Annotated in this window: 22 protein-coding genes; 20 read left to right on the top strand and 2 right to left on the bottom strand. The window is 42.0% G+C overall.

What is annotated here, in order from left to right:
* Positions 1–26: 26 nt before the first annotated feature.
* The 12 genes from ACTXGF_RS23795 (at position 27) to ACTXGF_RS23740 (ending at position 12,449) form a co-directional block, all read left to right on the top strand.
* Positions 27–1,043, top strand: a complete 1,017-nt coding sequence (locus tag ACTXGF_RS23795) for a glycosyltransferase family 2 protein (protein WP_443532375.1) — start codon at positions 27–29, stop codon at positions 1,041–1,043.
* A complete protein-coding gene (locus ACTXGF_RS23790; protein ID WP_443532377.1) occupies positions 1,036–2,226 on the top strand; it encodes a hypothetical protein in 1,191 nt (396 codons plus the stop codon). The genes ACTXGF_RS23795 and ACTXGF_RS23790 overlap by 8 nt, the downstream gene beginning before the upstream one ends.
* A gap of 13 nt (positions 2,227–2,239) precedes the next feature.
* Positions 2,240–3,322, top strand: a complete 1,083-nt coding sequence (locus ACTXGF_RS23785) for a polysaccharide pyruvyl transferase family protein (protein ID WP_443532378.1) — start codon at positions 2,240–2,242, stop codon at positions 3,320–3,322.
* Positions 3,319–4,365 carry a glycosyltransferase family 2 protein gene (locus ACTXGF_RS23780; RefSeq protein WP_443532380.1) on the top strand — a complete coding sequence of 349 codons (1,047 nt, stop codon included), beginning with the start codon at positions 3,319–3,321 and terminating at the stop codon, positions 4,363–4,365. Before ACTXGF_RS23785 ends, ACTXGF_RS23780 begins: the two co-directional genes overlap by 4 nt.
* Before the next feature lie 5 nt (positions 4,366–4,370).
* Positions 4,371–5,483, top strand: a complete 1,113-nt coding sequence (locus ACTXGF_RS23775) for a glycosyltransferase (protein WP_443532381.1) — start codon at positions 4,371–4,373, stop codon at positions 5,481–5,483.
* 146 nt (positions 5,484–5,629) lie between these two features.
* Positions 5,630–6,670, top strand: a complete 1,041-nt coding sequence (locus ACTXGF_RS23770; RefSeq protein ID WP_443532383.1) for an EpsG family protein — start codon at positions 5,630–5,632, stop codon at positions 6,668–6,670.
* Positions 6,670–7,533 (top strand): glycosyltransferase family 2 protein, encoded by an 864-nt coding sequence (locus tag ACTXGF_RS23765; protein ID WP_443532384.1) that lies wholly within the window; start codon positions 6,670–6,672, stop codon positions 7,531–7,533. The genes ACTXGF_RS23770 and ACTXGF_RS23765 overlap by 1 nt, the downstream gene beginning before the upstream one ends.
* 32 nt (positions 7,534–7,565) lie before the next feature.
* The gene (locus tag ACTXGF_RS23760) at positions 7,566–8,708 is read left to right on the top strand and encodes a glycosyltransferase (protein WP_443532385.1); all 1,143 of its coding nucleotides are present in this window, start codon (positions 7,566–7,568) and stop codon (positions 8,706–8,708) included.
* A gap of 3 nt (positions 8,709–8,711) precedes the next feature.
* Entirely contained in the window at positions 8,712–9,323 is a 612-nt protein-coding gene (locus ACTXGF_RS23755) for a sugar transferase (RefSeq protein ID WP_443532386.1), read from the top strand.
* Between the two features lie 147 nt (positions 9,324–9,470).
* Positions 9,471–10,670 carry a DegT/DnrJ/EryC1/StrS family aminotransferase gene (locus tag ACTXGF_RS23750; protein WP_443532388.1) on the top strand — a complete coding sequence of 400 codons (1,200 nt, stop codon included), beginning with the start codon at positions 9,471–9,473 and terminating at the stop codon, positions 10,668–10,670.
* A gap of 282 nt (positions 10,671–10,952) precedes the next feature.
* Positions 10,953–11,831: a bifunctional methylenetetrahydrofolate dehydrogenase/methenyltetrahydrofolate cyclohydrolase FolD gene (gene folD, locus ACTXGF_RS23745; protein ID WP_443532390.1), complete on the top strand. Its 879-nt coding sequence runs from the start codon at positions 10,953–10,955 to the stop codon at positions 11,829–11,831.
* A 99-nt stretch (positions 11,832–11,930) separates the two neighbouring features.
* Positions 11,931–12,449 carry a phosphate-starvation-inducible protein PsiE gene (locus tag ACTXGF_RS23740; protein ID WP_057759021.1) on the top strand — a complete coding sequence of 173 codons (519 nt, stop codon included), beginning with the start codon at positions 11,931–11,933 and terminating at the stop codon, positions 12,447–12,449.
* A gap of 80 nt (positions 12,450–12,529) precedes the next feature.
* Here the strand turns inward: ACTXGF_RS23740 and corA are convergent, their stop codons facing one another.
* Positions 12,530–13,684, bottom strand: a complete 1,155-nt coding sequence (gene corA / locus ACTXGF_RS23735; protein ID WP_371546973.1) for a magnesium/cobalt transporter CorA — start codon at positions 13,682–13,684, stop codon at positions 12,530–12,532.
* A 162-nt stretch (positions 13,685–13,846) separates the two neighbouring features.
* Positions 13,847–14,236, bottom strand: a complete 390-nt coding sequence (locus ACTXGF_RS23730) for a DUF2237 family protein (RefSeq protein ID WP_057759025.1) — start codon at positions 14,234–14,236, stop codon at positions 13,847–13,849.
* 488 nt (positions 14,237–14,724) lie between these two features.
* On the opposite strand from ACTXGF_RS23730, the gene ACTXGF_RS23725 reads away from it, so the two are divergent.
* The 8 genes from ACTXGF_RS23725 to hisS all read left to right on the top strand — a co-directional run bounded on the left by ACTXGF_RS23725 (position 14,725) and on the right by hisS (position 24,649).
* A complete protein-coding gene (locus tag ACTXGF_RS23725; protein WP_443532392.1) occupies positions 14,725–16,023 on the top strand; it encodes an ATP phosphoribosyltransferase regulatory subunit in 1,299 nt (432 codons plus the stop codon).
* 230 nt (positions 16,024–16,253) lie between these two features.
* Positions 16,254–17,543 (top strand): adenylosuccinate synthase, encoded by a 1,290-nt coding sequence (locus tag ACTXGF_RS23720; RefSeq protein WP_057759029.1) that lies wholly within the window; start codon positions 16,254–16,256, stop codon positions 17,541–17,543.
* 331 nt (positions 17,544–17,874) lie between these two features.
* Positions 17,875–18,306: a nucleoside-diphosphate kinase gene (gene ndk, locus ACTXGF_RS23715; protein ID WP_057759031.1), complete on the top strand. Its 432-nt coding sequence runs from the start codon at positions 17,875–17,877 to the stop codon at positions 18,304–18,306.
* Positions 18,307–18,819: 513 nt separating this feature from the next.
* On the top strand, positions 18,820–20,049 hold the full coding sequence (gene rlmN, locus ACTXGF_RS23710) for a dual-specificity RNA methyltransferase RlmN (protein ID WP_443532394.1): 1,230 nt from the start codon (positions 18,820–18,822) through the stop codon (positions 20,047–20,049).
* A gap of 210 nt (positions 20,050–20,259) precedes the next feature.
* The gene (gene pilW, locus ACTXGF_RS23705) at positions 20,260–21,195 is read left to right on the top strand and encodes a type IV pilus biogenesis/stability protein PilW (RefSeq protein WP_443532395.1); all 936 of its coding nucleotides are present in this window, start codon (positions 20,260–20,262) and stop codon (positions 21,193–21,195) included.
* Positions 21,192–22,004: a helix-turn-helix domain-containing protein gene (locus tag ACTXGF_RS23700; RefSeq protein ID WP_191115367.1), complete on the top strand. Its 813-nt coding sequence runs from the start codon at positions 21,192–21,194 to the stop codon at positions 22,002–22,004. The genes pilW and ACTXGF_RS23700 overlap by 4 nt, the downstream gene beginning before the upstream one ends.
* Positions 22,005–22,120: 116 nt before the next feature.
* Positions 22,121–23,236 carry a flavodoxin-dependent (E)-4-hydroxy-3-methylbut-2-enyl-diphosphate synthase gene (gene ispG, locus ACTXGF_RS23695; protein ID WP_290178386.1) on the top strand — a complete coding sequence of 372 codons (1,116 nt, stop codon included), beginning with the start codon at positions 22,121–22,123 and terminating at the stop codon, positions 23,234–23,236.
* 123 nt (positions 23,237–23,359) lie between these two features.
* A complete protein-coding gene (hisS, locus tag ACTXGF_RS23690; RefSeq protein WP_238068148.1) occupies positions 23,360–24,649 on the top strand; it encodes a histidine--tRNA ligase in 1,290 nt (429 codons plus the stop codon).
* Positions 24,650–24,694 lie beyond the last annotated feature (45 nt).

Below are 24,694 nucleotides of genomic sequence, written 5' to 3'. Positions count from 1 at the left end.
AGAAGTCTCAACTTAAGAGGCTCACTATGATTTCAGTTATTATCGCCGCATTTAATGCCGCCGCTACTATTGATCGTTGTATTGGTAGTATTGACGTTGCGAAAAAAAGCCATGAGATTGAATTGATAGTTATTGACGATGGTTCTGATGATGAAACTGCTAGGTTATTGCACAGGTGGGAAAGTGATAGGGCATGGGTTACAGTGAAATATCAAAAAAATGGAGGCGTGGCAGATGCTCGTAATACTGGACTTGATATCGCAACTGGCGACTATATCGTTTTTATAGATGCGGACGACACTATCGATGATTGGTATTTTGACTTTGTGATTGCACAAACGGTTAATCAGGATATCGAGATGTTGGCGTTTGGTCATAAGCGCATAATGTTAGATGGCGATGTGCTCGAGCGCCGTAACATTACAGCAGAATATTCACGGCAAGACATTAAAACGCTACAGCTGAGAGTGACAGAGAATAGAAATATATATTGGTATGTAACTACCAAGGTTTATAGCAAAAGCCTGATAGCGGATTTGCGGTTTAATTGTGACATAAAACTTGGTGAAGACGGTATTTTTAATATTGAGTGCTTGGGGAAAGCGAACCATTTGTCTGTCGTACCCGACTGTCCCTATAACTACTATGAAAATGTTACTTCGATGACGAGTTTGCAATATAAGCCAGGGCTACTAGAGTCTATTGAAGCAGACTATAACGCTAGAGTCAGGATACATGACTGGTCTATCAGTGCTACTGAGAGGCAAGTGCTGCTATCAGATTTCGCACGTAGTTATATCGAGCATATGCTGCCATATCTGCTCAATAACTTGGCTCATATTCAGATGAAAAAACGCCATGCAGAGTTGATAAAGATACGCCAGTCTGTCGTTTATCAAAACTGCTTGCCACATTATCATCAACGACATCCAGCACGCGGTATTCGTATCTTGATTTCATGTTTTTCACGACGTTGGTATGTGATGACATTGGCTTTTTTGCAGCTGTCTTGGTCCAAAGCAAAGGTAAAAAGACATGTTTAATATTAATTTGTTTCCTCAGGCTTTAAAAAGTGACGAACATGGACAGACTCGTTCTTGTTTGCTGCAACAAACAACCATGGGTGAAAGTGTCACTGAGCAAGAGTTGTGGTTTTTGTATCCTATCAATCTACCAATGCCGGAAGATGACGATTGCGACTCTTATTTGTTAGCCACATTGTTGCCTGCGATGCAACTGCGTGCGGCTATTCGAGTTCATGGCAGTGTGTCCCATGAGCTATTAGCCAATCTGACAGAACTACAGTATGTCTGGAATAAATGGTTACCAGAGCGTTATTTTGTGATTGATATACAAGTTGATTGTATTAGAACGCGCGACGTACAAGTAGATGGTGCGATTGCTGCATTTTCTGGTGGCGTGGATGCTCAATTTACCGCTTATCGTCATGCGACAGGCAGAGCAGGGTATGCCACACGAGATATTAAAGCAGGGATTTTTGTGCATGGCTTTGATATACCCTTAGACGATACAGAAGGTTTTGATAGTGCTGTGGAGGTAGCGACCGAAGTACTTTCTGATATTAATGTTGATCTACTACCCGTTAAGACGAATGTTCGGGCACTGTGGTCTATCGATTGGGAAGAATATCATGCGGCTGCCATTGCTTCCGTTCTATCTGGATTGAAACGATATGCAGGAATTGGACTCATCGGTAGTGGCGATTCTTATGATGTATTACTTACTCCATGGGGTTCACATCCCATAACAGATCCATTATTGAGCTGTAGCAATTTTAGAATTATTCATGATGGTGCAGGGTTTCGTCGATCTGAGAAGTTAATCATTCTTTCAAATTGGTCTATAGGCATACGAAATTTACGTGTTTGCTGGGCTGGTAATAAGCATGATAGAAACTGCGGTCACTGTGAAAAATGTGTACGAACTCGACTGAATCTCTTACTTGCAGGTGTTGATAATCCTGCTTGTTTTGACACCCCGATAGATTCGTCACTTTTCAGGTTCATGGTTCTGAAAAGTGACGCTGTACGCATAGACTGGTCTCTAATTCGTCAAGAAATGATTGAAACGAGCAGGGGTCTTGAGTGGCTTCCGTACATTGAAAAAGTGCTCAAACGTAAATCATCTCCAAAATTGAGTGGGTTATTTCCTTTTGGGTCAAAGCGTCGCATGTGGGTAAAAAAGATGTTAATGAGAAATAAATAAGGGAGTGTCAAAAATGAATACTACCGCCATAAAAAAGCTCATACCAATTAAACTAAAAAAACACTTAGTTACTTATATGGGCGCGCGAGATTTGCCTTTGCCTAGCAGTAATCGATGCTTTATTTTTCTGGCGGCTGACTACGGCAATATTGGTGATATCGCTATCTCTTATGCACAAAAGCAATACTTGCAACATGTGATGACTGATTATGAAGTTGTTAGTGTTCCTATTAGTCAAACCAGATTGGTGCTTAATTCGATTAAACAACAAATACAACAGAGGGATATTGTCACTATTATTGGGGGAGGCAATATGGGTAGCTCGTATCCTGATATTGAGGAGCTGCGCCAATTAGTTATCAATACGTTTCCTATGAATCGCGTTGTGTGTTTTCCCCAGACCTTGGATTGGAGTGATTCTGCTAAGTCTAAGCGAACCTTGCATCGTATCGTAAACGTCTACGCCAAGCACCCAGATATACACATTTTCGCTAGAGAGTCGATGACAGCGGCCAAACTTATCAAGCTTTTTGCCGAGTATAGTAATGTCCATATTGGTCTTGTGCCAGATATCGTTATGAGTGCAAACGCAGCAGTACTTGGAACGAAAAATGACGTAGAGTCGTCAACTATTCTGCGATGCTTACGAGATGACAAAGAAGCTGCGCTATCCACTGAACAATACGGTTTTATAGATAAAGCCTTAGCAGATACTGGCTATCATATTGAAAAGACAGATACTCATGCTGGCGGCTCTCAATTGGACGAAGCACATTGCAAAAAATTATTGACTGACAAGCTTAGCCAGTTTCGTGCTGCAAAATTGGTCGTGACAGACCGCCTACATGGCATGATTTTATGTTTGCTATCGGGTACACCTTGCTTGGTATTGCCGAACTCCAATCATAAGATAAGACAAACGCAGTTAGACTGGTTACGTAATCATCCAAGGCTTGTTTTTTTAGAACTAGATGAGGTTGCTGAGATTTCGAAACATATCGACAAACTGCTATTTTTGTCTCACGGCACCATGACTGAGTCACCCGTTCATATCAATGAATACCATGATTTAGAAAAGTCGGTGGTTATTATATGACTAGCGTAGCAGAGCCATTGGTGAGCATTATCATGCCAGTATATAACGTCGCGTTATATATCGACGCGTGCTTAGAATCTATCAAGCAGCAAACCTATAAGAATATTGAAATTATTGTCGTTGAAGATTGCTCTACTGATAATTCAAAACAAGCGCTTGCCTTACATCTCACAGATAAGCGTATCAGAGTCATTCAACATAATAAAAACAGTGGTCTTTCTGCTGCTCGCAATACTGGTATTAAATCTGCAGTAGGCGATTATATGATGTTCGTTGACTCTGATGACATTGTAGATACTCGCTTAGTAGCAGCTTGTGTAGATTGTGCTCTCACTACGAATGCAGAAGTAGTGACATATGGTTTTGCACCGTTCAAAGAGAGAGCGGCAGAGAATAAACTACCGTATCCAGCTGCTAGCTTGGCATACGAGACAACTAAGATAGACGATTCGTATTTTAGCTTACCGCATTTTGCATGGCTAAAATTTATTAAATCCAGTGTCGTGCAAACGGCTTTTCTAAGTTTTCCAGTGGGTTTGTATTACGAGGATTGGCCTTTCCATTGGCATCTTGGCTTATCTACTAAGGTTAGATATCAGTTGCCTATTAATTTTTACCTGTATAGACAGCGAGGTACGTCGATTACGGGTTCAACAGATAAAAAGCTATTAGACCTATTTATTATTCATTCAGAAGTCATGAACCTAGTAGAAGACTATCAAGCGGATGAAGTTAAAAAAATACTTGCCGATAAAATCAGACAGAGTCATTGGAGCATTCTCACCCGTATAGATAATGAGTATTTAGCAAGAGCATTAGCACAAGCTAAAAAAGCAGATAAAGCGCTACGATTAAAAGGTTATCAGAACAATTTGACGTTAAGAAATATAGTAATCAGCAATATAGTACGTATGCCAAGCCAAATCGCGCTGCCTATAATGCAGGTGCTTCGTCAAGCATTAAAGAAAGAAACAAGGTTAAAAGGAAGCAAATTGGAAATAGTTACGAGAAGCAAAGTTGGCTTTATGTTTCTTAAAAGGTAAATGATATGACTATCCGAAGAGTACTGCACATAGTGGGAAAAATGGATCGTGCTGGAGCAGAGACCATGCTTATGAATTTATATCGTCATATAGATCATAGCCAGATTCAGTTTGATTTTATCACTTTTACCGACGAGATCGGCGACTATGATGTTGAGATAACAGCGTTGGGCGGTAGGGTTATACCGATTTTAGCTGGTCATTCATTAACACGTATGCTCAAACTTAAAAAATTCCTTAAACAGCAGCCTGATTATCAAATCGTTCATGCTCATATGCTATTAAACAATGCTTTTCATCTGTTGGCTGCTAAAGGTGCTGGCGTGCCGCATCGCATTTCGCACTCTCATAGTACCAGTAATGGTAAAACTAACATCGTCAAAAAAATATATGAGCAATGGGCATTAATTACCAATCGTACATTAGCCACTAAGAGAATTAGCTGCGGTGACCATGCTGCAAATTACCTATTCGGTACTACAAAAGATGTGTGGCTACTTCCCAATGCCGTTGATATACAAAAGATGATGACAGTCGCTAACCAATCACGACATTATATCGATCAGGAGTTTGGTGCTAAAGGATTTGGAGATAAAGGGTTAAAAATTATTCAAGTCGGTCGTCTCAATGAGGTTAAAAACCATCAATTTTCTTTAGAAATCGCTGAGCAACTGAAAAAACGTCAGATTGATTTTACCTTATATATTGTCGGGCAAGGTCCATTGGCTGCGATGCTAAAGCAGCAAGTGCAAGACAAATCACTGTGCAGCAACGTCAAATTTTTGGGGTTGCGTACGGATATCACAGAACTGATGGCCAGCGCAAATTATATGATCATGCCTTCTTTGCATGAAGGGTTTCCGGTTGTATTGGTAGAGAGTCAAACCGTTGGGTTAATAGCGTTGGTCTCTGATCAAGTATCACCTGAAGTAGATTTAGGGCTCGGATTGGTGCAGTTTTTACCTATTCATTCGGCCAAGGAGTGGGTCGATTGTTTATTGAAACCTAAAGACATACGGCCTAATGAAAAAGAAATAACAGAAGCACTAACTCTATATGGATTCAGTGCTGCGATAAACGCGGAAAAGTTAACGCAAATGTATTTGAATATGAAATGACAGCTTTTACTGTTCATTTAAGTTTGATCCAACGTGATTTGAGTACAAGGAAAGAGAGTAAAAGTACTACACATAATAGGCTGAGCGAGCCTGATACCGTATCTGACTTATATAGAATTGACTATATCCACCTTATCGAGGGTTAAATGCTTCCATACCTGCTGGTTCTTAGCCTTGTTATCTTTTGGATCGTACTGGAGAACAAATCTCTCAACCGTACGTCTTCTTGGTTGCCGTTAATTATTCTGACTTTATTTGCAGGCGCTCGGAGTTATCGTGTCGGTACAGATACAGGGAACTATACAAGAAATTTTAATAATAAATTGAGCCCTGAGTCCTTTAGATTCAATGAAGATGTTGAGTACGGTTACCAGCTATTTGAGTATTCATTACTGCATGTGACAAATAACTATTTTTGGCTACTGATTATCACCAGCTTGGTTATCGTCTATTGCTATTTAAAAGTCATTAAAAGATACAGTGTGAACTACTGGCTCTCTGTATTTCTGTTTATTACGCTAGGCGTCTATACCTTTTCATTTAATGGATTGCGTCAAGGAATCGCAATGGCTTTGTTTACTTTGGCCATTCCTTATCTGCTAGAGAAACGGCTTTTTCCTTATCTATTAATATGTGCTATTGCATCATTTTTTCATATCACGGCTTTATTTATCATTCCATTTTATTTCATTGTTAATTTGAGAGTGAAGCCAGCTTATAAAATACTTGCGACGTTTTTTGGGTCGTTATTCGTCAGTAGGTTACTCGTATCTTATATTTCATCTACTAATGATCGATATGAAGATTATGCAAAAGTCTCTGAAGAGTCAGGCGGATTTTTGACACTTGGGTTTTACACAGTGCTCATGCTTCTCATCATTATTGCGAGCTATGTATATAAAATCAGAGACAAGAGCTTTCAACAGCTATTGATGTTTTATGCATCAGGCGTGGTTTTTGTCATACCACTAGCGCTGTTAGGTACTAGTGCTTCAGGCCCGCAAAGAATCATTTCGTATTTTACATGGACTTTGGTTTTGTTACTGCCTGTGGTTTTGAAAAAGATAAATAACATTTATGTCTATATCATCAGTGTATTTATCTTCCTTGCGTATTTCATCTTGACGACATCAAAGTTCAGCGACCTGAGTCCTTATATTATCAATCCTATGTTTGAGGTGTTCTGATGAAAAGTCATGCTTATATCTCAATTGGCATTCCTATCTATAACGCTGAAGCCTATTTGGCGACAGCTATAAAGTCGATATGGGCGCAGACACACGAGCTGTGGGAGCTTATTTTGATAGATGATGGTTCTACAGACAACTCGCTAGCAATAGCCAAACAATTTGAAAAGGTTGATAGCAGAATAAGAGTGATATCTGATGGTTACAACAAGAAACTGCCTGCTCGTCTGAACCAGCTTATTGATGAATCAAAATATGATTACATTGCTCGTATGGATGCTGACGATCTCATTCATCCAGATAGATTAGCTATACAAATAAACTTTCTAGAGAATAATCCCAGTTATGACTTGGTGTCGACTGGCGTAGTATCTATTGATGCTCAAAACAAGGTGTATGGCTGTCGTCATGTAGACGATTTATATGCAGGATTTGAGAGTGTGGAGACTGCATATCCTATTGTCCATGCTTCTATTTTGGCAAAAAAAAGTTGGTATGAGCGTAATAGATACAATGAGAATTATCCAAGGTCTGAAGATTATGACCTGTGGTGTAGAGCCATATCCAAACAGGATTTGCGCTTAGCCGTGCTCCCAGACTTGCTCTATTACTATAGAGAAGAGGGCAATCTGTCATTAGCAAAAATCGTTCGATCTTACAAAGATAGTCTTACGACATATAGTGAATATAAAAAAACCAATATCGTCGACAGTGCTAAGTTAGAAGCAAAAATCGGTGCGGTAAGGTTATTAGACTCGCTAGGGCTCTTGCAAAAGATAGCCAATAAGAGAAACAAAATAACGATGTCCGAGGAACTCAAAGACAGCCATCAAGCGGTTGTTGATGGTTTGGTTGCTGAATAAATTTATCAATGAAGTAATAATGAGGTGCTTAAATGAAACCAAAAATATGCTTTATTATGACGGACGCCGTTTCTTTTAATGTGTTGTATCGCAATCAGCTTGAATATATTAGAGACTCTTCAAACTTTGAGATTACGGTAATCTGTGGTGGCAGTAGGGAGCAGCTAGATCTTTTACGAGCTCGTAATCTAGGAGAGGTGGTTGATTTGAATTTTCAGCGCAAGCCTTCTGTACTACAAGATGCCAAATCATTAGTGCTATTGACTCGTTACCTGTTTACTAGACGATTTGATATTGTGATTTATTTAACACCAAAGGCTTTATTGTTAGGAAGCATAGCCAGCACACTCACTATGCAAAAGAGAAGGGTTGCCTTTAGTGTGGGACGAGCCTACGAGAACTTTTCAGGCCTAAAGAAGCGCGCTTTTCAGGGTCTTGATCAACTTAGCTTTGGTCTTTCTCATGAGGTTCTATTCGTTTCTGATTCTTTAGTAAATGTGTGCTTGTCAGAGAACCTACTTCAAGAACATAAGGCGCGTGTCGTCGATAATGGTTCATTTAACGGTATTGATATTGATGTGCTCAGACCGGTAGAGCAAATGGAAAAACAAAGACTAAGACGACAGTATGGAGTGCCTGTAGACGCTTTTGTAATTTGTGTTGTCGGTAGAATTTGTGAAGATAAAGGCCTAAAAGATATTGGTGAGATATCTGAAAGCCTTAAATCAGAGAATATTCACTTTATGTTCATCGGAGATTTCGAAGATGACATCGGCAAGGCGGTCGTGGATAGAATAGTGAAAGAGGGTAAGGGCGTATATATACCAGCCAATCCAAAAGTAGAAGAGGTGATTCAATGTGCTGATTTGCATCTATTTTTAAGCTACCGAGAGGGTTTTGGGAATGTTGCTATCGAAGCAGCTAGTTGCGGTGTGCCAACGTTTGCCTATGATGTGGTTGGTGTAAAAGATAGTGTAAAACAAAACATCAGCGGTCAAAAATTCCGGTTAAGAGACACTGTGACCGTGACAAAAGCCATCAAGCAAGCAATCACTGACACCAGTTTTAAAGATAAGTATCCTAAAGCAAGAGCTTGGGCGGTTAAGCACTTCGAACAAAAAGAACTATGGCAAAGTTATTTGGATTTTTATCTACACCAGACAAATAAGGCCTAACAGATGATAAAACGACTATTTGACATTGTAGGTGCAACGACAGCGTTAGTAGTGCTGTCTCCTGTCTATGCTGTAACTGCCTACAAGGTGAGTAAAAATCTTGGTGCGCCTGTTCTATTTCGTCAGATTCGTCCAGGTCTGTATGGCAAGCCATTTGAGATGATAAAGTTTCGTTCCATGAAGGATGATATAGACGCAGATGGCAATCCTCTAGAAGATGGCGCGCGATTGACATCGTTTGGTAAAGCGCTGCGTAACACCAGCCTTGATGAGTTGCCTGAGCTTTGGAATGTCATAAAAGGTGATATGAGTCTAGTGGGCCCGCGACCATTATTGATGGAGTATCTGCCCTTATATAATGATGAACAAGCGCGCCGACACGATGTCCGCCCAGGTATTACAGGGTATGCTCAAGTTAATGGTCGCAATGCTATTGGATGGAATGAGAGGTTTGCATTGGACACATGGTATGTTGACAATCAGTCGCTGTGGCTGGATATCAAGATTTTATTTAAAACGGTAAAAAAAGTTATTGTTAAAGATGGCATCAGTGCTGAGGGCGAAGCAACTATGAGTAAATTCATGGGCAATAGTATTAATGAAGAAATGTTTTAAAAGTACTCTTTGCTGATAACAATACAGCTAATTAAAAGACATTAGGTTTTAAAAAAGTCGTGAGAGATAAAAAGGTTAATAACATAGTGAGCAGTTTATTGTAGAGCTGACACAACATTATTAGACATAAGTACCATAGAGGAACATATGCTAAATACCCCTTTTTCACCTTGGCCAAAATTTACGCAACATGAGGCTGATGCTGTCAGTCGAGTGCTACTATCTAATAAAGTCAATTATTGGACAGGCGAAGAATGTCGTCAGTTTGAGCGAGAGTTTGCTGACTGGACAGGTAGTAAATACGCAATAGCGTTGGGTAATGGCACCTTGGCATTGGATGTCGCATTACAAGCACTCGATATAGGTGCAGGTGATGAGGTCATTGTCACACCGCGTACCTTTATTGCCAGTATTTCATCAATCGTCAATGCAGGTGCGACGCCCATATTTGCAGATGTCGATAAAGCAACTGGCAATATCACTGCTGAGACCATCACAGCTGTACTGAGTGATAAAACCAAAGGTATCGTATGCGTCCATCTGGCTGGCTGGCCATGTGATATGGACAGTATTATGACACTGGCAGATGAGTATGACTTATATGTTATTGAAGATTGTGCGCAAGCTCATGGTGCACGATATAAAGGGCGAAGCGTGGGCAGTATCGGTCATGTTGGGGCATGGAGTTTTTGCCAAGATAAGATTATGACTACAGGAGGTGAGGGTGGTATGGTCACTACTGATAGCGAGCTACTATGGCGAAAAATGTGGGCGTATAAGGATCATGGTAAGAGCTATGCGGCAGTCTATGAAACGGAGCAATCACCTGGCTACAATTGGCTGCATGAAAGCTTTGGTACCAATTGGCGTATGACTGAGATGCAAGGCGTTTTGGGGCGTATTCAATTAGAAAAAATGAGTGAGTGGACAGCCAAACGGACTACTAATGCGCAAGCCATACTAGAGGCATGTAGCAAATGGGAGTCCAAAGGTTATCTTCTCGTGCCGAGACTAGAGCATTTAGCGCAGTTCTCCAATACGAACCATGCTTACTATAAATTATATGTCTATGTGCAGTCCGATAATCTACCTACTGGTTGGACACGTGACCGTATTATTGAAGCAATTAACAATCAAGGTGTGCCTTGCTTCTCTGGATCTGCGTCAGAAGTCTATTTGGAGAAGGCCTTTGATAATACAGGGTTGCGTCCAAGTGTTAGATTGCCAATGGCAAAGCAGCTAGGTGAGAGTAGTCTGATGTTTCTAGTGCATCCTACGCTTACGGCGGCTGAAATTGAACTGACAATACAGGCGATCGATAGTGTGTTTGGTTCGATGATCAAATAAGACGATAATTAATTAATGATTATTTTTAGAAATCTACTTTGAATTTGACGCTATTTTTACTGAAAGCACAAGATACATTTGCCTACACATACGTAATACTGTTTAATTCACTTATTATAAAAAATTATCAGTGTGTAGGCTTTATCTTACGCTAGGATTTTGTAGCGTACACAGGTACAATATTACTCTTAGTCACAGATTGACGAAGCAAAGGACAGGCATGCAAAGTATTTGCGCGCGCTGTCTTTATTTTTTTATATCGTACCCTCTATTGGAGTTACTATGTCTACTGCCCAAGAATCCGCCACCGTTTTGGACGGCAAAGCACTTGCCAAACAAATAGAACAGGATCTGCGCACGCGCGTAGATACGATTAAGGAAAAGACTGGCCGCACCCCAAGCTTAGCGACGATATTGGTTGGTGACGATCCAGCCTCTGCCACTTATGTTCGTATGAAAGGCAACGCCTGTAAGCGTGTTGGCATGGACTCTATACGCGTTGAGATGCCAAGTGCTACGACCACTGAGCAGCTCATGGCAAAGATAGATGAGTTAAATAGCAATCCAGATGTACACGGCATTTTGCTACAGCATCCGGTTCCTGAGCATATTGATGAGCGTGCTTGTTTTGAGCAGATTGACTTAGCAAAAGACGTCGATGGTGTGACTTGTCTTGGTTTTGGTCGTATGGCGATGCAGCAGTCAGCTTATGGCTCATGCACACCGCAGGGCATCATGCATTTGTTAGAGCATCATAATATCGAGCTATCAGGTAAAGAAGCAGTAGTCGTAGGGCGTAGTGCTATCTTAGGTAAGCCAATGGCGATGATGTTATTGAATGCTAACTGTACAGTGACTATCTGCCATTCAAGAACTCAAGATTTGGCAGCGCATATTAAGCGTGCAGATATCGTAGTTGGTGCAGTAGGCGTACCTAAGCTGATTAAAGCGGAGTGGATTAAATCAGGAGCGGTTGTCGTTGATGCAGGTTTCCATCCGACAGATGATGGCGGTGTTGGTGATATTGAAATGAAAGGTATGGAAAACATTGCTAGCGCTTATACACCAGTACCAGGCGGCGTTGGCCCGATGACTATCAACACGCTTATTCGCCAAACGGTCGATGCTGCTGAAAAATCAGCGGGTTTGAATAAAGGCTAAAAAGATAGTCATACGAATACTGATTGCCGATATATAAGGGGCCTGAGGTAACATAAACTCAGGCTAAATCAACCACATTTCAGTTGATAGGACCTAAACATGGCTAAAAAAAACGTAGGTGTTCATGAGCGACTACAAAGTATTGGTAGAGAGTTTGTCGATGTCTGTCATTACGTTATTTTATTTCTAATCAGTGTGGTTGTCGTTTGGACCGCAGGAAAAGAGTTTATTTATATTGTCCAAAAGGGTTCAGCGGATCTAAAAGACATATTGATGTTATTTATTTACCTTGAGCTACTGGCCATGATAGGTATCTACTTTAAAACCCACCGACTGCCAGTACAGTTTTTGATATTTATTGCCATAACGGCCTTGTCACGACATTTGGTGGTTGATGTGCAGGCTGTTTCAGACTATTTCCATTTATGGCTACTAGCGACAATTTCCGTGGCCATCATGCTACTGAGCGGCTCTATTGTAATCCTGACTTGGACGGCCAAAACATTTGGTCGCCCAGAAGACAATCTTGATAAGCAGCATGCAAATCTAACAGTTAAGGCGCTATTGCCTGATAATGCTCAAGCGCCCGATAGCCATACCAAGCATCGCCGTGAATAATTAGATAGCAATATAAAAAGATAGCAACACAAAAAAAGAGCGACCAGTGGTTGCTCTTTTTTTATGCCTAGCGTTTGGTATTACAACCATTTCAATCTTTTAAAATTGTAGTACAGGTAGCTACATAAGGCGATAATAATGGCCATGATGACAAGGTAAGAATACTTCCAATGCAGCTCAGGCATAAAGTCAAAGTTCATGCCATAGATACCAGCGATAGCTGTCGGCACTGCTAGAATACCTGCCCATGCCGCGAGCTTACGCACGACTTCATTCTGACCCATATTGACCATCGCCATATAGGTATTCATCACCACACTCAGCATTTCATTGAGACCATTAATAGCATCTAGTGAGTGCAATAGGTGATCGTTGACATCGCGAAAATACGGCTTAGCGGCTTGAGAAAACCCAGAGACAATCTCACTTTTTTTATGATTGATAAAAAAGCTACAGATGTCTTGCACAGGTAAGATAATGGCACGCATATGTACCAGTTGTGACTTGAGCTCGTAGAGGTTTTTTAGGGTGCCTTTATCAAACTCAGAAGTAAATACATAGCGCTCCTGCTCGCGCAAGTAACGACCCAGTCGATCGGTAATCGGCATATAGTTATCAACGATAAAATCGAGGATAGCATGCAGTACAAAGATAGGGCCCATGCGTAGCTTTTCGGGGCGACGATGGCAATGCTCACGTACTGGCGCATAAGAGTTTGACGGACCATTGCGAATTGTAATCAGGTAGTTTTTACCCATAAATATCGCAGTAGTACCATAACGAATGACATTGTCTTCGAGTTTGGCCGTACGTAGCACCACAAAGACCATGTCATTATCGTAGTTTTCGACCTTGGCACGTTGATGATCAGCAAAGGCATCTTCAATCGCTAGCTCATGTAGGTCAAAGGCTTCTTTTACTTTGACCATGGTTTCTAAACTTGGATCATATAGCCCAAGCCAAATAAATTGACCGTTGTTCCCTAGCGTACGACTCACATCATTGAGCGCCACTCTATTCAGATTTTCACCTGTTTTACGTGAGTAAGCGTAGCAATTGACCACTTCGCCTGCGCTTGATGAATCAATGTCTTCATAGCGTTCAGAGTCAGGATCGTAGACCGTCATGGTCTCGATAGTGTCTTCAGTAGTGGCGTCCACATCACCATAGATATAACTATCATCATCGTCCAAATAGAGATGCTTGTCATTCATATTGGCATAGATATGATTCATATTGGAATCAGGCGCAATATGAGCCGTTTTTTTAATCAACTGATTATTATCATTTTCCATATACTTTCCTGTCATATAATAAAAAACTTCAATAATCCAAATATATTGTGAACGCTGCTACGGTTTTATCGTGTGCCAATACTATTTATAGGGCATAGATTTCTATAGGGCATAGCTTTTTAGCGTATCGATATCTACCAATGCCAATAGGCTCTCGTGACACGCTTCTAGTTTGATTTGCGGTGCGATATCGAAGTCCAATGCTTCAACCCAACGTAGCGCGCAGATACACCAGTAGTCACCAGGTTTGAGACCAGGAAAATTGTATTCAGGTAGTGGGGTAATCAGGTCGTTACCGCGACTGGCAGAGAAGTTTAAAAACTCGCTGGTCATCTTGGCGCAGACGGTATGTTGACCAACATCATGGTTGCCAGTATGACAAAAACCATTGCGATAATAGCCAGTGATGGGATCGAAACAACAGCTGGCAAGTGCGGTGCCTAAGACATTGGTTTGGTTGATGGCAGGGTTTGGGTGGTAATCAGATGACATAAGGCTTCCGAGATAAAAATATGTGTTAGTGTATCATGAGTCTGTGTTGATGACGCTGCCGTAATCGCGCTCATTATCTTATGGTTAACAAAAAATAAACCTCTCGGCTATTCGCCCAATATTGAGCCAAACACATCAATGATGACTGTTACATCTGCTGAGCTAATAAGTGGCAATTGAACTGTAATTAGATAGTGATTGTGGCTAATTGTCACTAGGCGAACCTTGAGTGCTATGCTAAACTAAAGCATAAAGTGCCTTGATTATTTGTCGCAATTTTTTAGCGCATAAAGATACTCGTCTTATCATTCTAAATTATACTTATTATTCACCCTTTTGCGGTTACCTGGTTTGTTTATAAATAATTGGGTCAATGATGTTGCGCGTTAAAAATAAACACACACAGCGGCAATACCCGGCAAATCACCCTTTAAGTACCGCATCAGTACCGCGTTTTTGGTAAGCGATACGCCAAACAAGGATTTATTGTGTCTGTTAGTTCTGATTCTGCAAAACCTGCCCAGCCAAATTCTACCAACGAAACAGTGTCTCAGCCTGCTGAAAATAATGCTGCACCCAATCGCATGCCATATTTGAGTAACTTTGGCAGTGATGTTGCCAATAGTTGGCTATTGCCTGATGGGGTGGTTGATGTACTGTTTGAAGATGCGCATAAGCAAGAAGTGCTTAGACATCAGTTAATCGAGCAGCTTATTACTCATGGTTATCAGCTGGTTTGTCCACCAATGATCGAGTTTACTGAGTCTTTGCTAAGTGATGCGTCAGAAGATCTGAAACGTCAAACCTTTAAAATTATCGATCAGTTGACCGGTCGCCTAATGGGCGTACGCGCTGACATTACCCCGCAGATTTTGCGTATAGATGCGCATCATGGCGGTACGGGTATTGCGCGTTATTGTTACGTTGGTGATGTGATTCATACCTTGCCATCAGGTCTGTTTGGCTCACGTACGCCGCTACAGTTGGGTGCTGAGATATTTGGCTGTGCGTCATTAGCGGCAGATATTGAGCTGATAGATGTGCTGTTTACGATGGTAAATAAACTCAATATGAGTGCAGCGCTTCATATCGATTTGGGTCATGTAGCGATATTCAAACGTTTGGCTGAATTGGCTGAATTGTCAGACAGTGATACTGAGCAATTGATGTACTTATATGCCAATAAAAACCTACCAGAGCTTAAGCGTGTTTGCCGCGCTTTGCCAATGGGTGATGATTTTTATGTATTGGCACGCTTTGGCCACGATATCGCAAACCTATTAGCCAAATTGTCAGATACGGCGCAGCAAGACAGCCAAATCGCAACGGCAATTGATGAGCTACAGCGTTTGAAAAACTATCTACAAGACCAATGGCAGTGCCCAGTCAGTATTGATGTGACTGAGCTATCAGGTTATCACTATCATACTGGCATCGTCTTCAATGGTTATATCAATAGCGAAACGCAGCCATTAGTACGTGGTGGCCGTTTTGATGGTATGCAAAGCCAGACCCAAGCGTTACGTGCGGCTACGGGGTTTAGTATGGATGTCAGCCGATTGCTGGCTCATACACAGTTAGATGCGCCAACCGTTGTCTTGGTTGATTTTGCCGCTTTGTCTAATGCAAATACAGATGAGATGCAGACGCTACTGCAACAAGTAGAGAGTCTACGTCAGCAAGGCTATCGCGTCACTATGCCGTTAGATGCACAGGACAGTCCAGATGATGTGACGCATCGTTTGAGCATGGCTGATGACAGCCAATGGCAGCTACAAACTGTTTAACTGTTTAACTGTTTAACTGTTTAACTGTTTAACTGTTTGACAGTAGGCTATTGAATGGCTTACGCAGCCAAAAGTGTTCAGTACAAATTATGAGAACGCAAAATTATTCGTTAGATATCTCAGTGTTTCTATTTCATAAATCACTGAGATAAAAAGATATAGCTAAGAAAATCATTTTAATTTTCAGCTTTTATTGCACACACCTCAATACATAAAGGTAAGGATTGATCATGGGTAAGAATGTTGTAGTTTTGGGTAGCCAATGGGGCGACGAAGGTAAGGGTAAGATCGTTGATTTACTTACCGAAAAAGCCTCAGCAGTAGCCCGCTTCCAAGGCGGTCATAATGCTGGTCACACGTTGGTTGTCGATGGCAAAACCACTGTCTTGCATTTGATTCCATCAGGTATCTTGCGTGAAGGCGTCACTTGCTTTATCGGTAATGGCGTGGTGTTAGCGCCTGACGCACTATTAAAAGAGATGAAAGAGCTAGAAGACAACAACGTACCAGTACGTGAGCGTCTACGTATCTCTCCTAATTGCCCACTTATCATGCCTTATCACGTGGCACTTGATCAAGCTCGTGAAGCCAAGCGTGGTTCTGGTAAAATCGGTACAACAGGTCGCGGCATTGGTCCTGCATACGAAGACAAAGTAGCACGCCGTGCGATTAAACTTGCTGATTTGTTCCGTGAAGATCTAGAAGAAAAACTACGTAACCTAATCGAATATCACAACTTCCAACTGACTGAGTATTATAAAGTTGAAGCGATTGATTTTGATGAGACACTTAAGCTTTGTAAAGAGTGGAAAGAAGAGATTAAAGGTATGGTTACTGATGTAACTGAAGACCTAAATCAATTACGTCTAGCTGGCAAAAACCTAATGTTTGAAGGTGCTCAAGGTACGCTACTTGATATCGACCATGGTACTTATCCGTTTGTAACCAGCTCAAGTGTAACTGCTGGCGGTGTATCAACGGGTACAGGTATCGGTCCATTGTATTTAGACTATGTACTTGGTATCACTAAAGCCTACACTACGCGCGTTGGTAGTGGTCCGTTCCCAACTGAATTGTTCGATGATGTTGGTGCTCATTTAGCCAAAGTCGGTCATGAATTTGGTGCGACCACTGGCCGTGCACGTCGTTGTGGTTGGTTCGATGCTGAAGCATTACGCCGTGCAGTAGTACTTAACTCTATGTCAGGTATCTGCTTGACCAAGCTTGACGTACTAGATGGTCTTGAAGAATTGCTAATCGGTGTGGGTTACAACCTACCTGAGACTGAGTGTGCAGGCGCGCATGATGCTGAATTCTACGAGTCAGTCACGCCTAAGTACGAAACGATGCAAGGCTGGAGCGAGTCTACCGTTGGTATTACTAACTATGATGAGCTTCCAGAAAACGCTAAAAAATACATCAAACGTATCGAAGCGCTGATTGGTTGCCCAGTTGATATTATCTCGACTGGTCCTGATCGCGAAGAAACGATCGTACTGCGTGATCCGTACGACGCTTAGTTTTTACTATAAACTTGATTAAATAGTTTTTAGTATTAATGAAAAACCCCAACGCTGAGCGTTGGGGTTTTTGCTTTTGTTAGAACTTATAGCATTATCAACGACTAATGCACAATAAATTTACTTTTATGCAAGGTATGGTCATAAATTAACCCTATCATTTATGGCCTTAATCATTATAATAGGCAGCAATCCGATGTTGGCGCTTATGGTTATACACTGATATACCATGAGTTGTGTAAAACAGTCCAAGTCAACATTGTGGCTAAAGCTAAAACAACGCATTAATTTTTCATATTTTATTGAATTTATCATTTATTAGGAGCTTCTCATGGCTAACGAACGTACTTTATCTATCATCAAACCTGACGCAGTTGCTGGCAACCACATCGGCGCTATCTATAGCCGTTTCGAACAAGCTGGTCTAAAAATTGTTGCAGCTAAAATGCTACAACTTGATGATGAAAAAGCAGGCGGTTTTTATGCTGAGCACGCTGAGCGTCCATTTTACAACGACCTAAAATCTTTCATGATGTCAGGTCCAGTATTGGTATCAGTACTAGAAGGCGAAAATGCTATCGCTCAGCATCGTGAAATCATGGGTGCAACTAACCCAAAAGAAGCTGCTGAAGGCACTATCCGTGCTGACTTCGCTAGCAGCATCGATGAAAACGCAGTACATGGTTCAGATTCAGCTGAGTCAGCAGCACGTGAAATCAGCTACTTCTTCAGCGATGATGAAGTTTGTGCACGTACACGCTAATATAGTAAATCAGCGATAAGCTTTTACGGCGTTCGATTTGTTTGAGGTAACTGCTATAATAAGACAGCTACGATTTAGACTGATCTTACCTGTATGAGTTTTATACTTGATTGACTATAGACGAATTATTTACAACATTGATTGTTTATAGTTGGTTTGCGAGACGGCTTATATCTTATGGGTATAGGCCGTTTTAGCTATTGTAATAATCCTATAATCAAAGAATTACTAAACTGCTAGGGCGTCACCCTCATCAGATGTACTACTTGTACAATCTGCAGTTGGCTGCCTTGTATCTGCTTTAGAGTTCTGTGGTTATATTATTCATTGAAATTCTTAGTGACTTGCCTCATTATTGATTTTACTTAGCGTTATCAATCCCTTATCAGCATGTTTTCATTAATTCGAAGAACTGCGCTCATAGCGGATTGCTCATGCACCCATGTATGTATGGCAAAGCCCATATAAATAATTGCACCGCTTATCTAAGCTCCTGCAAAAAGGTTACCTATTATGTCAACTGTTCAAGCACCTACTCAGCACGTACCTGCTAAGATTACTGATAGCATTAAGCTAGTAGATGAGGCACATGCCAAAACCAATCTATTGGGTATGACGCAAGCGCAACTGGCTGATTACTTCAAGAGTATTGGCGAAAAGCCATTCCGCTCAACTCAAGTGATTAAGTGGATTTATCAGCATGGCGTGACAGATTTTGAGCAAATGACCAATTTGAGTAAGTCGTTGCGAGACAAATTATCGCTCAATGCTTGTGTGGTACCGCCCAAAGTGATTCATCGTCAATACAGTGATGATGGTACACGTAAGTGGGTATTTGAAGTCACGGGCGGCTCGTTGGTTGAGACAGTGCTTATCCCTGCAGATGATAGCAAGTTAAATGGCCGTAAGACATTATGCGTGTCTTCGCAAGTAGGCTGTGCACTAGATTGTAGCTTCTGTAGTACGGGCAAACAAGGGTTTGAGCGTGACTTGAGTGCGGCTGAAATTATCGGTCAGTTATGGGTCGCTAATGCGTCATATATGACAGATGAAAATGAAAGCTTAGAAAACGTTGACCATAGCCTATGGGAAAATAATGTCACCAACGTGGTGATGATGGGCATGGGTGAGCCGCTATTGAACTACAAGCCAGTGGTTGGCTCAATGGAGTTGATGCTAAGCGATCATGCTTATGGATTATCAAAGCGCCGTGTCACGTTATCGACTTCCGGTGTCGTCCCGAAAATGTATCAGTTAGCGCAAGACATTGATGTGGCACTGGCCATTTCACTGCATGCACCAAATGATGAGCTGCGTAATGAGTTAGTACCAATTAACAAGAAATATCCGTTAAAAGAGCTGATTGCAGCGGCAAAAAACTATGTCTATGATGTCAATCCACGTCACAAGAAACACGTTACGATTGAATATGTGATGCTTGATGGGGTCAATGATAGTAATGAGCATGCCCATCAGTTGGTTGCGCTATTAGAAGGTTTACCAAGTAAGATTAACCTTATTCCGTTCAACCCATTCCCGCATGCACCATATGACAAATCAAGCAACAACCGTATTCATGCGTTTAGTAATATATTGAGCGAAGCGGGTTTTGTTTGTACGATTCGTCAAACACGTGGGGATGATATCGATGCCGCTTGTGGTCAGTTAGTTGGACAAGTTGCCGATCGTACCAGACGCTCAGCCGCGTGGCAGCAGAGCATTAAAGATCGTGAAAGCGTTTAGTAGTCTGTGAGAAGATAAACGTTATATTCGACTGGTATAGCGTTTTAGATGTCTTTTGTCTGTCGCAATGGTAAGAAAATGTAGCAATGACTGTCAAGATTGCAGAACGTGGCAATTAATAACAACTAAATTGTACTTATAGGGGTTAAATCTATTAAACTGAGGCCTCGAAGATCGAACGCATTGAATCCCAGTTTTATGATGGCGGCTATGATGACTTCTAAAAATTCTTGTCAGTTCAAATATCAAAAATCATTTTCTAAGTTTTATAAGCAGTCGAGTATCAGTGCTGCCCAAACCGCTTTGCCAAAGCGTGCAGTGCTGTCGGCAGTATTTGGCGTCCTTGTATTAAGTGGCTGTCAGACTACCCCGACTAATGATTTGCTAGGCAACTCTCCTTATCAAACATCTACGCGCGCTAGCAACGATCGAAATTTAGATCAGCAGGAAATCGCCCGTGTACGTACCTCACTTGCCGCGCAATACATCCGAAAAAATGAGCTAGATACCGCGCAGCAGCAGCTCGAAAAAGCCTTTGCTGCCGATAGCCGTTATGCGCCAGCCTATGATATGATGGGCGTTTTGTTGCAGCAAGAAGGCAGCCGTATCAATCTAGCCAAAGCTGATGAATACTTCAAAAAAGCAATCGCGCTAGATAAAGACTTTGTACAAGCGCACAATAATTATGGCGTGTATCTGTCACAGACAAAGCGCTACCGTGAAGCAGCAGAACAGTTTGAGATTGCAGGGGCGACGCTAGGCTATGAAGGCCGTATTGGCGCGCTAGAAAATCTAGGTCGTACTTATCTACAGTTAGGTGATGATAGTGCCGCTTCAAAAGCATTTTTACGGGCACTCGATGGCAATCGTAACAGCATCATCGCTCATATCGAATTGGTGGATTTGCTGCTGGCACAACAGCGTGTACCGCAGGCACAGAGACTGTATGATGAGACGCTGATATTGGTGCAGGGGCAGGGTATTAGCCCGCGCTTGCTCTTACAAGGTATCAAGCTTGCAGCAGCACAAAATAATATAACAACGCGCCAGCAATTGGCACAGCAGCTTTTATCCGCTTATCCGCTAAGTGATGAAGCAAAACAACTTAAGACTTGGCTTAACAATCCAGAGGCACCATGGAAATGATCACCCCATCATCTAACACTCAATCTAACGCTCAGGGATCATTTGGTGCCGTGTTGCAGCAAGCCCGTAAAAACAAGCAAGTAACTTTAGAAGCAGCGGCTGCTGAGCTGTTCATTCTAAAGCGTCATCTAGAAGCGCTAGAAAGCGAAAACTTCGCTGAGCTACCACAGGCTGCGTTTGCTCGTGGTTTTGCGATTAACTATGCCAAATATTTGGGCTTAGATTCAGCAAAAATCGCTAGTAGCTTCGATGCCGCTTATCCTAATGAGCTAAAGGCCAAATCAGCCAGCAATATCGATACGCCACTGCGCCCAATGGGGACTTTGCAGCGTGATACTCACAACCGAATCCGCTTTAACCCGCTATTGATCATAGGCGTTATCGGATTGATTATCTTGGCGGTATTCCTATTCCGCATGGTGAGTAACGCTAGCAAAGAAAACACGCAAGAGCCTGTATCAGCTGTTGAAGACATGTCAGCGATAGAGCAAGCCCAAGGTGCCGCCATCAATAGTGATGCAAGTGGCGTTGGTGCTTCTGGCTCTGCATTGAATCTAGGTGATGCTGCAACGACTGCTACCCTAAACCTTGTATTAACAAGTGACGCTGTGGTTAGTATCACGGATGCTTCTGGAAACAGCTTAATAAACGGTTCTCAGTCTGCAGGTAACTATGACTTGTCAGGTATGCCACCGTTTAATGTGCAAATTGATAATATCGATAATGTTAGCTTGATGCTCAATCAACAACCAGTTGCGTTAGATACGTATGCAACAGATAAGCAAGCCACTTTTGAATTGGCACCATAGTCAGTTGCATAAGCGCCAAATTTGAATAAAGCGCACATGTGTATCCTCATTTAGCTGGTTTATATTATATGTACAAAGGCCTAGGGCTTTTCTATTTTTGATTCAAGGATTTATGTATGTCAATGCCATCGCCTATTAATCGTCGTCTGACCAAAAAAATCTATGTCGGTGATGTCGCGGTTGGTGGTGATGCACCAATTAGCGTACAGAGCATGACCAACACTGATACCTGTGATGTAGCAGCGACTGTCGCTCAAATCGAGCGTTGTGTCGAAGCTGGTGCAGATTTAATGCGCGTATCAACGCCAACGATGGATACCGTCAAAGCCTTTGGTGAAATTCGCAAACTGGTAAGCGTGCCTTTGATCGCTGATGTGCATTTTGATCATAGAATCGCTTTGGCCGTTGCTGAAGCGGGCGCTGACTGCTTACGTATCAATCCGGGTAACATTGGTAGCGATGCCAAAGTACGTGAAGTGGTCGCTTGTGCCAAATATCATAATATCCCTATTCGTATTGGCGTCAACGCTGGCTCTTTAGAAAAAGACATACAGCGCAAGTATACTGAACCAACTGGCGAGGCGATGCTAGAGTCGGCAATGCGCCATATTGATATTTTAGAGCGTCTTAATTTTGACCAGTACAAAGTATCTGTCAAAGCCAGCAACGTGTTTTTGACATTGGATGCTTATCGTTTAATATCAGCGCAAATTGATAATCCATTACATTTGGGCGTGACGGAAGCGGGTGTCTACCGTACGGGCGCTGTCAAATCTGCCATTGCGCTAGGTGGATTATTGCTAGACGGTATTGGCGATACTATTCGTATCTCGTTAGCCGCTGAGCCTGAAGAAGAGATTAAGATTGGTTTTGATATCTTAAAATCGCTTAATATTCGTTCGAACGGCGTAAACTTTATTGCTTGTCCAAGCTGCTCGCGTCAAGAGTTTGATGTGATTAAAGTAATGACAGCGTTAGAGTCGCGCCTAGAAGATATTCGTGAACCGATGAATCTATCTGTGATCGGCTGCAAGGTAAACGGTCCAGGAGAGGCAAAAGAGGCCGATATTGGTATCGTTGGTGCTGCCCCTAGATCACTGGTCTATCGTATGGGTGAAAAAAGCCACCTTATCGATACAGGCAATTTGGTTGATGAAATAGAAGGTATGGTTCGCGCCCATGCAGAAGACTTGGCGAAAAAGCGTGAGAATGAAATCATTCGCGTAAAATAAGCCATAGAATAGATTGATACGTTAGGCTATATCGTCACAGTATTAATTAGATATAACGCTTATTTGAGTGCATAGAAAACAATAATAGAATACCTGTTAAACATTTAAGGATACGACCGTACCATGATCAAAGCTATCAAAGGTTTTAATGATATTTTGCCTGACCAATCAGCAAAGTGGCTGCATTTAGAAGCGATATTGGCTGATGTACTTGGTAGGTACGGTTACGAGCATATTCGCTTGCCTATCGTTGAACAAACGGATCTTTTTGCCCGTGCTATTGGCGGCGCGACTGACATCGTCGAAAAAGAGATGTACAGCTTTACTGATAAGTCTGAGCCACCAACGCCGTTAGCATTGCGTCCTGAAGGCACAGCTGGAGCAGTACGCGCAGTTATCGAGCACAACTTGCTACGCGGTGACACGCCCAAGCTTTGGTATATCGGCCCGATGTTCCGCTACGAGCGCCCGCAAAAAGGCCGCTATCGCCAGTTTCATCAGTTAGGTGTCGAGAGCTTCGGTAGTGCATTACCAGATGCTGATGCTGAACTGATTGCGATGACTCATCTGATGTGGCAAGAGCTAGGCCTCAACAATGAGATGCGTTTGCAACTAAACAGTTTGGGTGAGTTGGATGAGCGTTATGCTTATCGCGAAGCATTGGTTGCCTATTTAACTGATAAAAAAGACCAGCTAGACGAAGACAGTAAGCGCCGTCTAACGACTAACCCTTTACGTATCTTGGATAGTAAAGAAGCGAGCACGCAAGCAGTATTGGCAGATGCGCCAAAGCTTGCTGACTTCTTGGGTGAAGAGAGTGTGGCGCATTTTGAGCAGGTCAAAGCCTATCTGACTGCGCTTAATATCGATTTTGAAATCAATCCGCACTTAGTACGTGGCCTTGATTATTACAATAAAACGGTATTTGAGTGGGTAACAGATAAGCTTGGAAGCCAAGCTACCGTTTGTGCTGGTGGTCGTTATGATGGGCTAGTAGGGCAATTAAAATCAATCGGTACAGATGGTAGTAAACCAGTCAAATCTGAGCCTGGTGTTGGTTTTGCAATGGGGCTTGAGCGTTTATTGCTACTCATAGAAGCGGTTGCGCCGATTGCTGACGTACCTGCTTGTGATGTATTTGTTGTGGCCCATCCTGAGGTATATAGTGCTGGTATAAGCTATGCACAGAACTTACGTCACAGTCGTCCAGATGTACGAGTAAAGATGGCCAGTGCCACGAGTCTAAAAGCGCAAATGAAGAAGGCAGACAAGTCAGGCGCGGCATTGACGGTCATCATCGCACAGCAAGAGCTGGATGATAATACGATTAGTATTAAAGATATGCAGACAGGTGAGCAAAAGACGGTCGCCCAAGATTGGTTATCAAATAAAGATAACTTTTCTCGTCGCTAATTGACTTTGACTAATCAGATTTGTTTGTCGCACTAGCAATTTAAT

Source organism: Psychrobacter sp. 1Y6 (genome assembly GCF_052258385.2).
GTDB lineage: Bacteria > Pseudomonadota > Gammaproteobacteria > Pseudomonadales > Moraxellaceae > Psychrobacter.
Note: the sequence above shows the minus strand (reverse complement) of the source record. Positions and strands in the feature narration are given on the sequence as shown.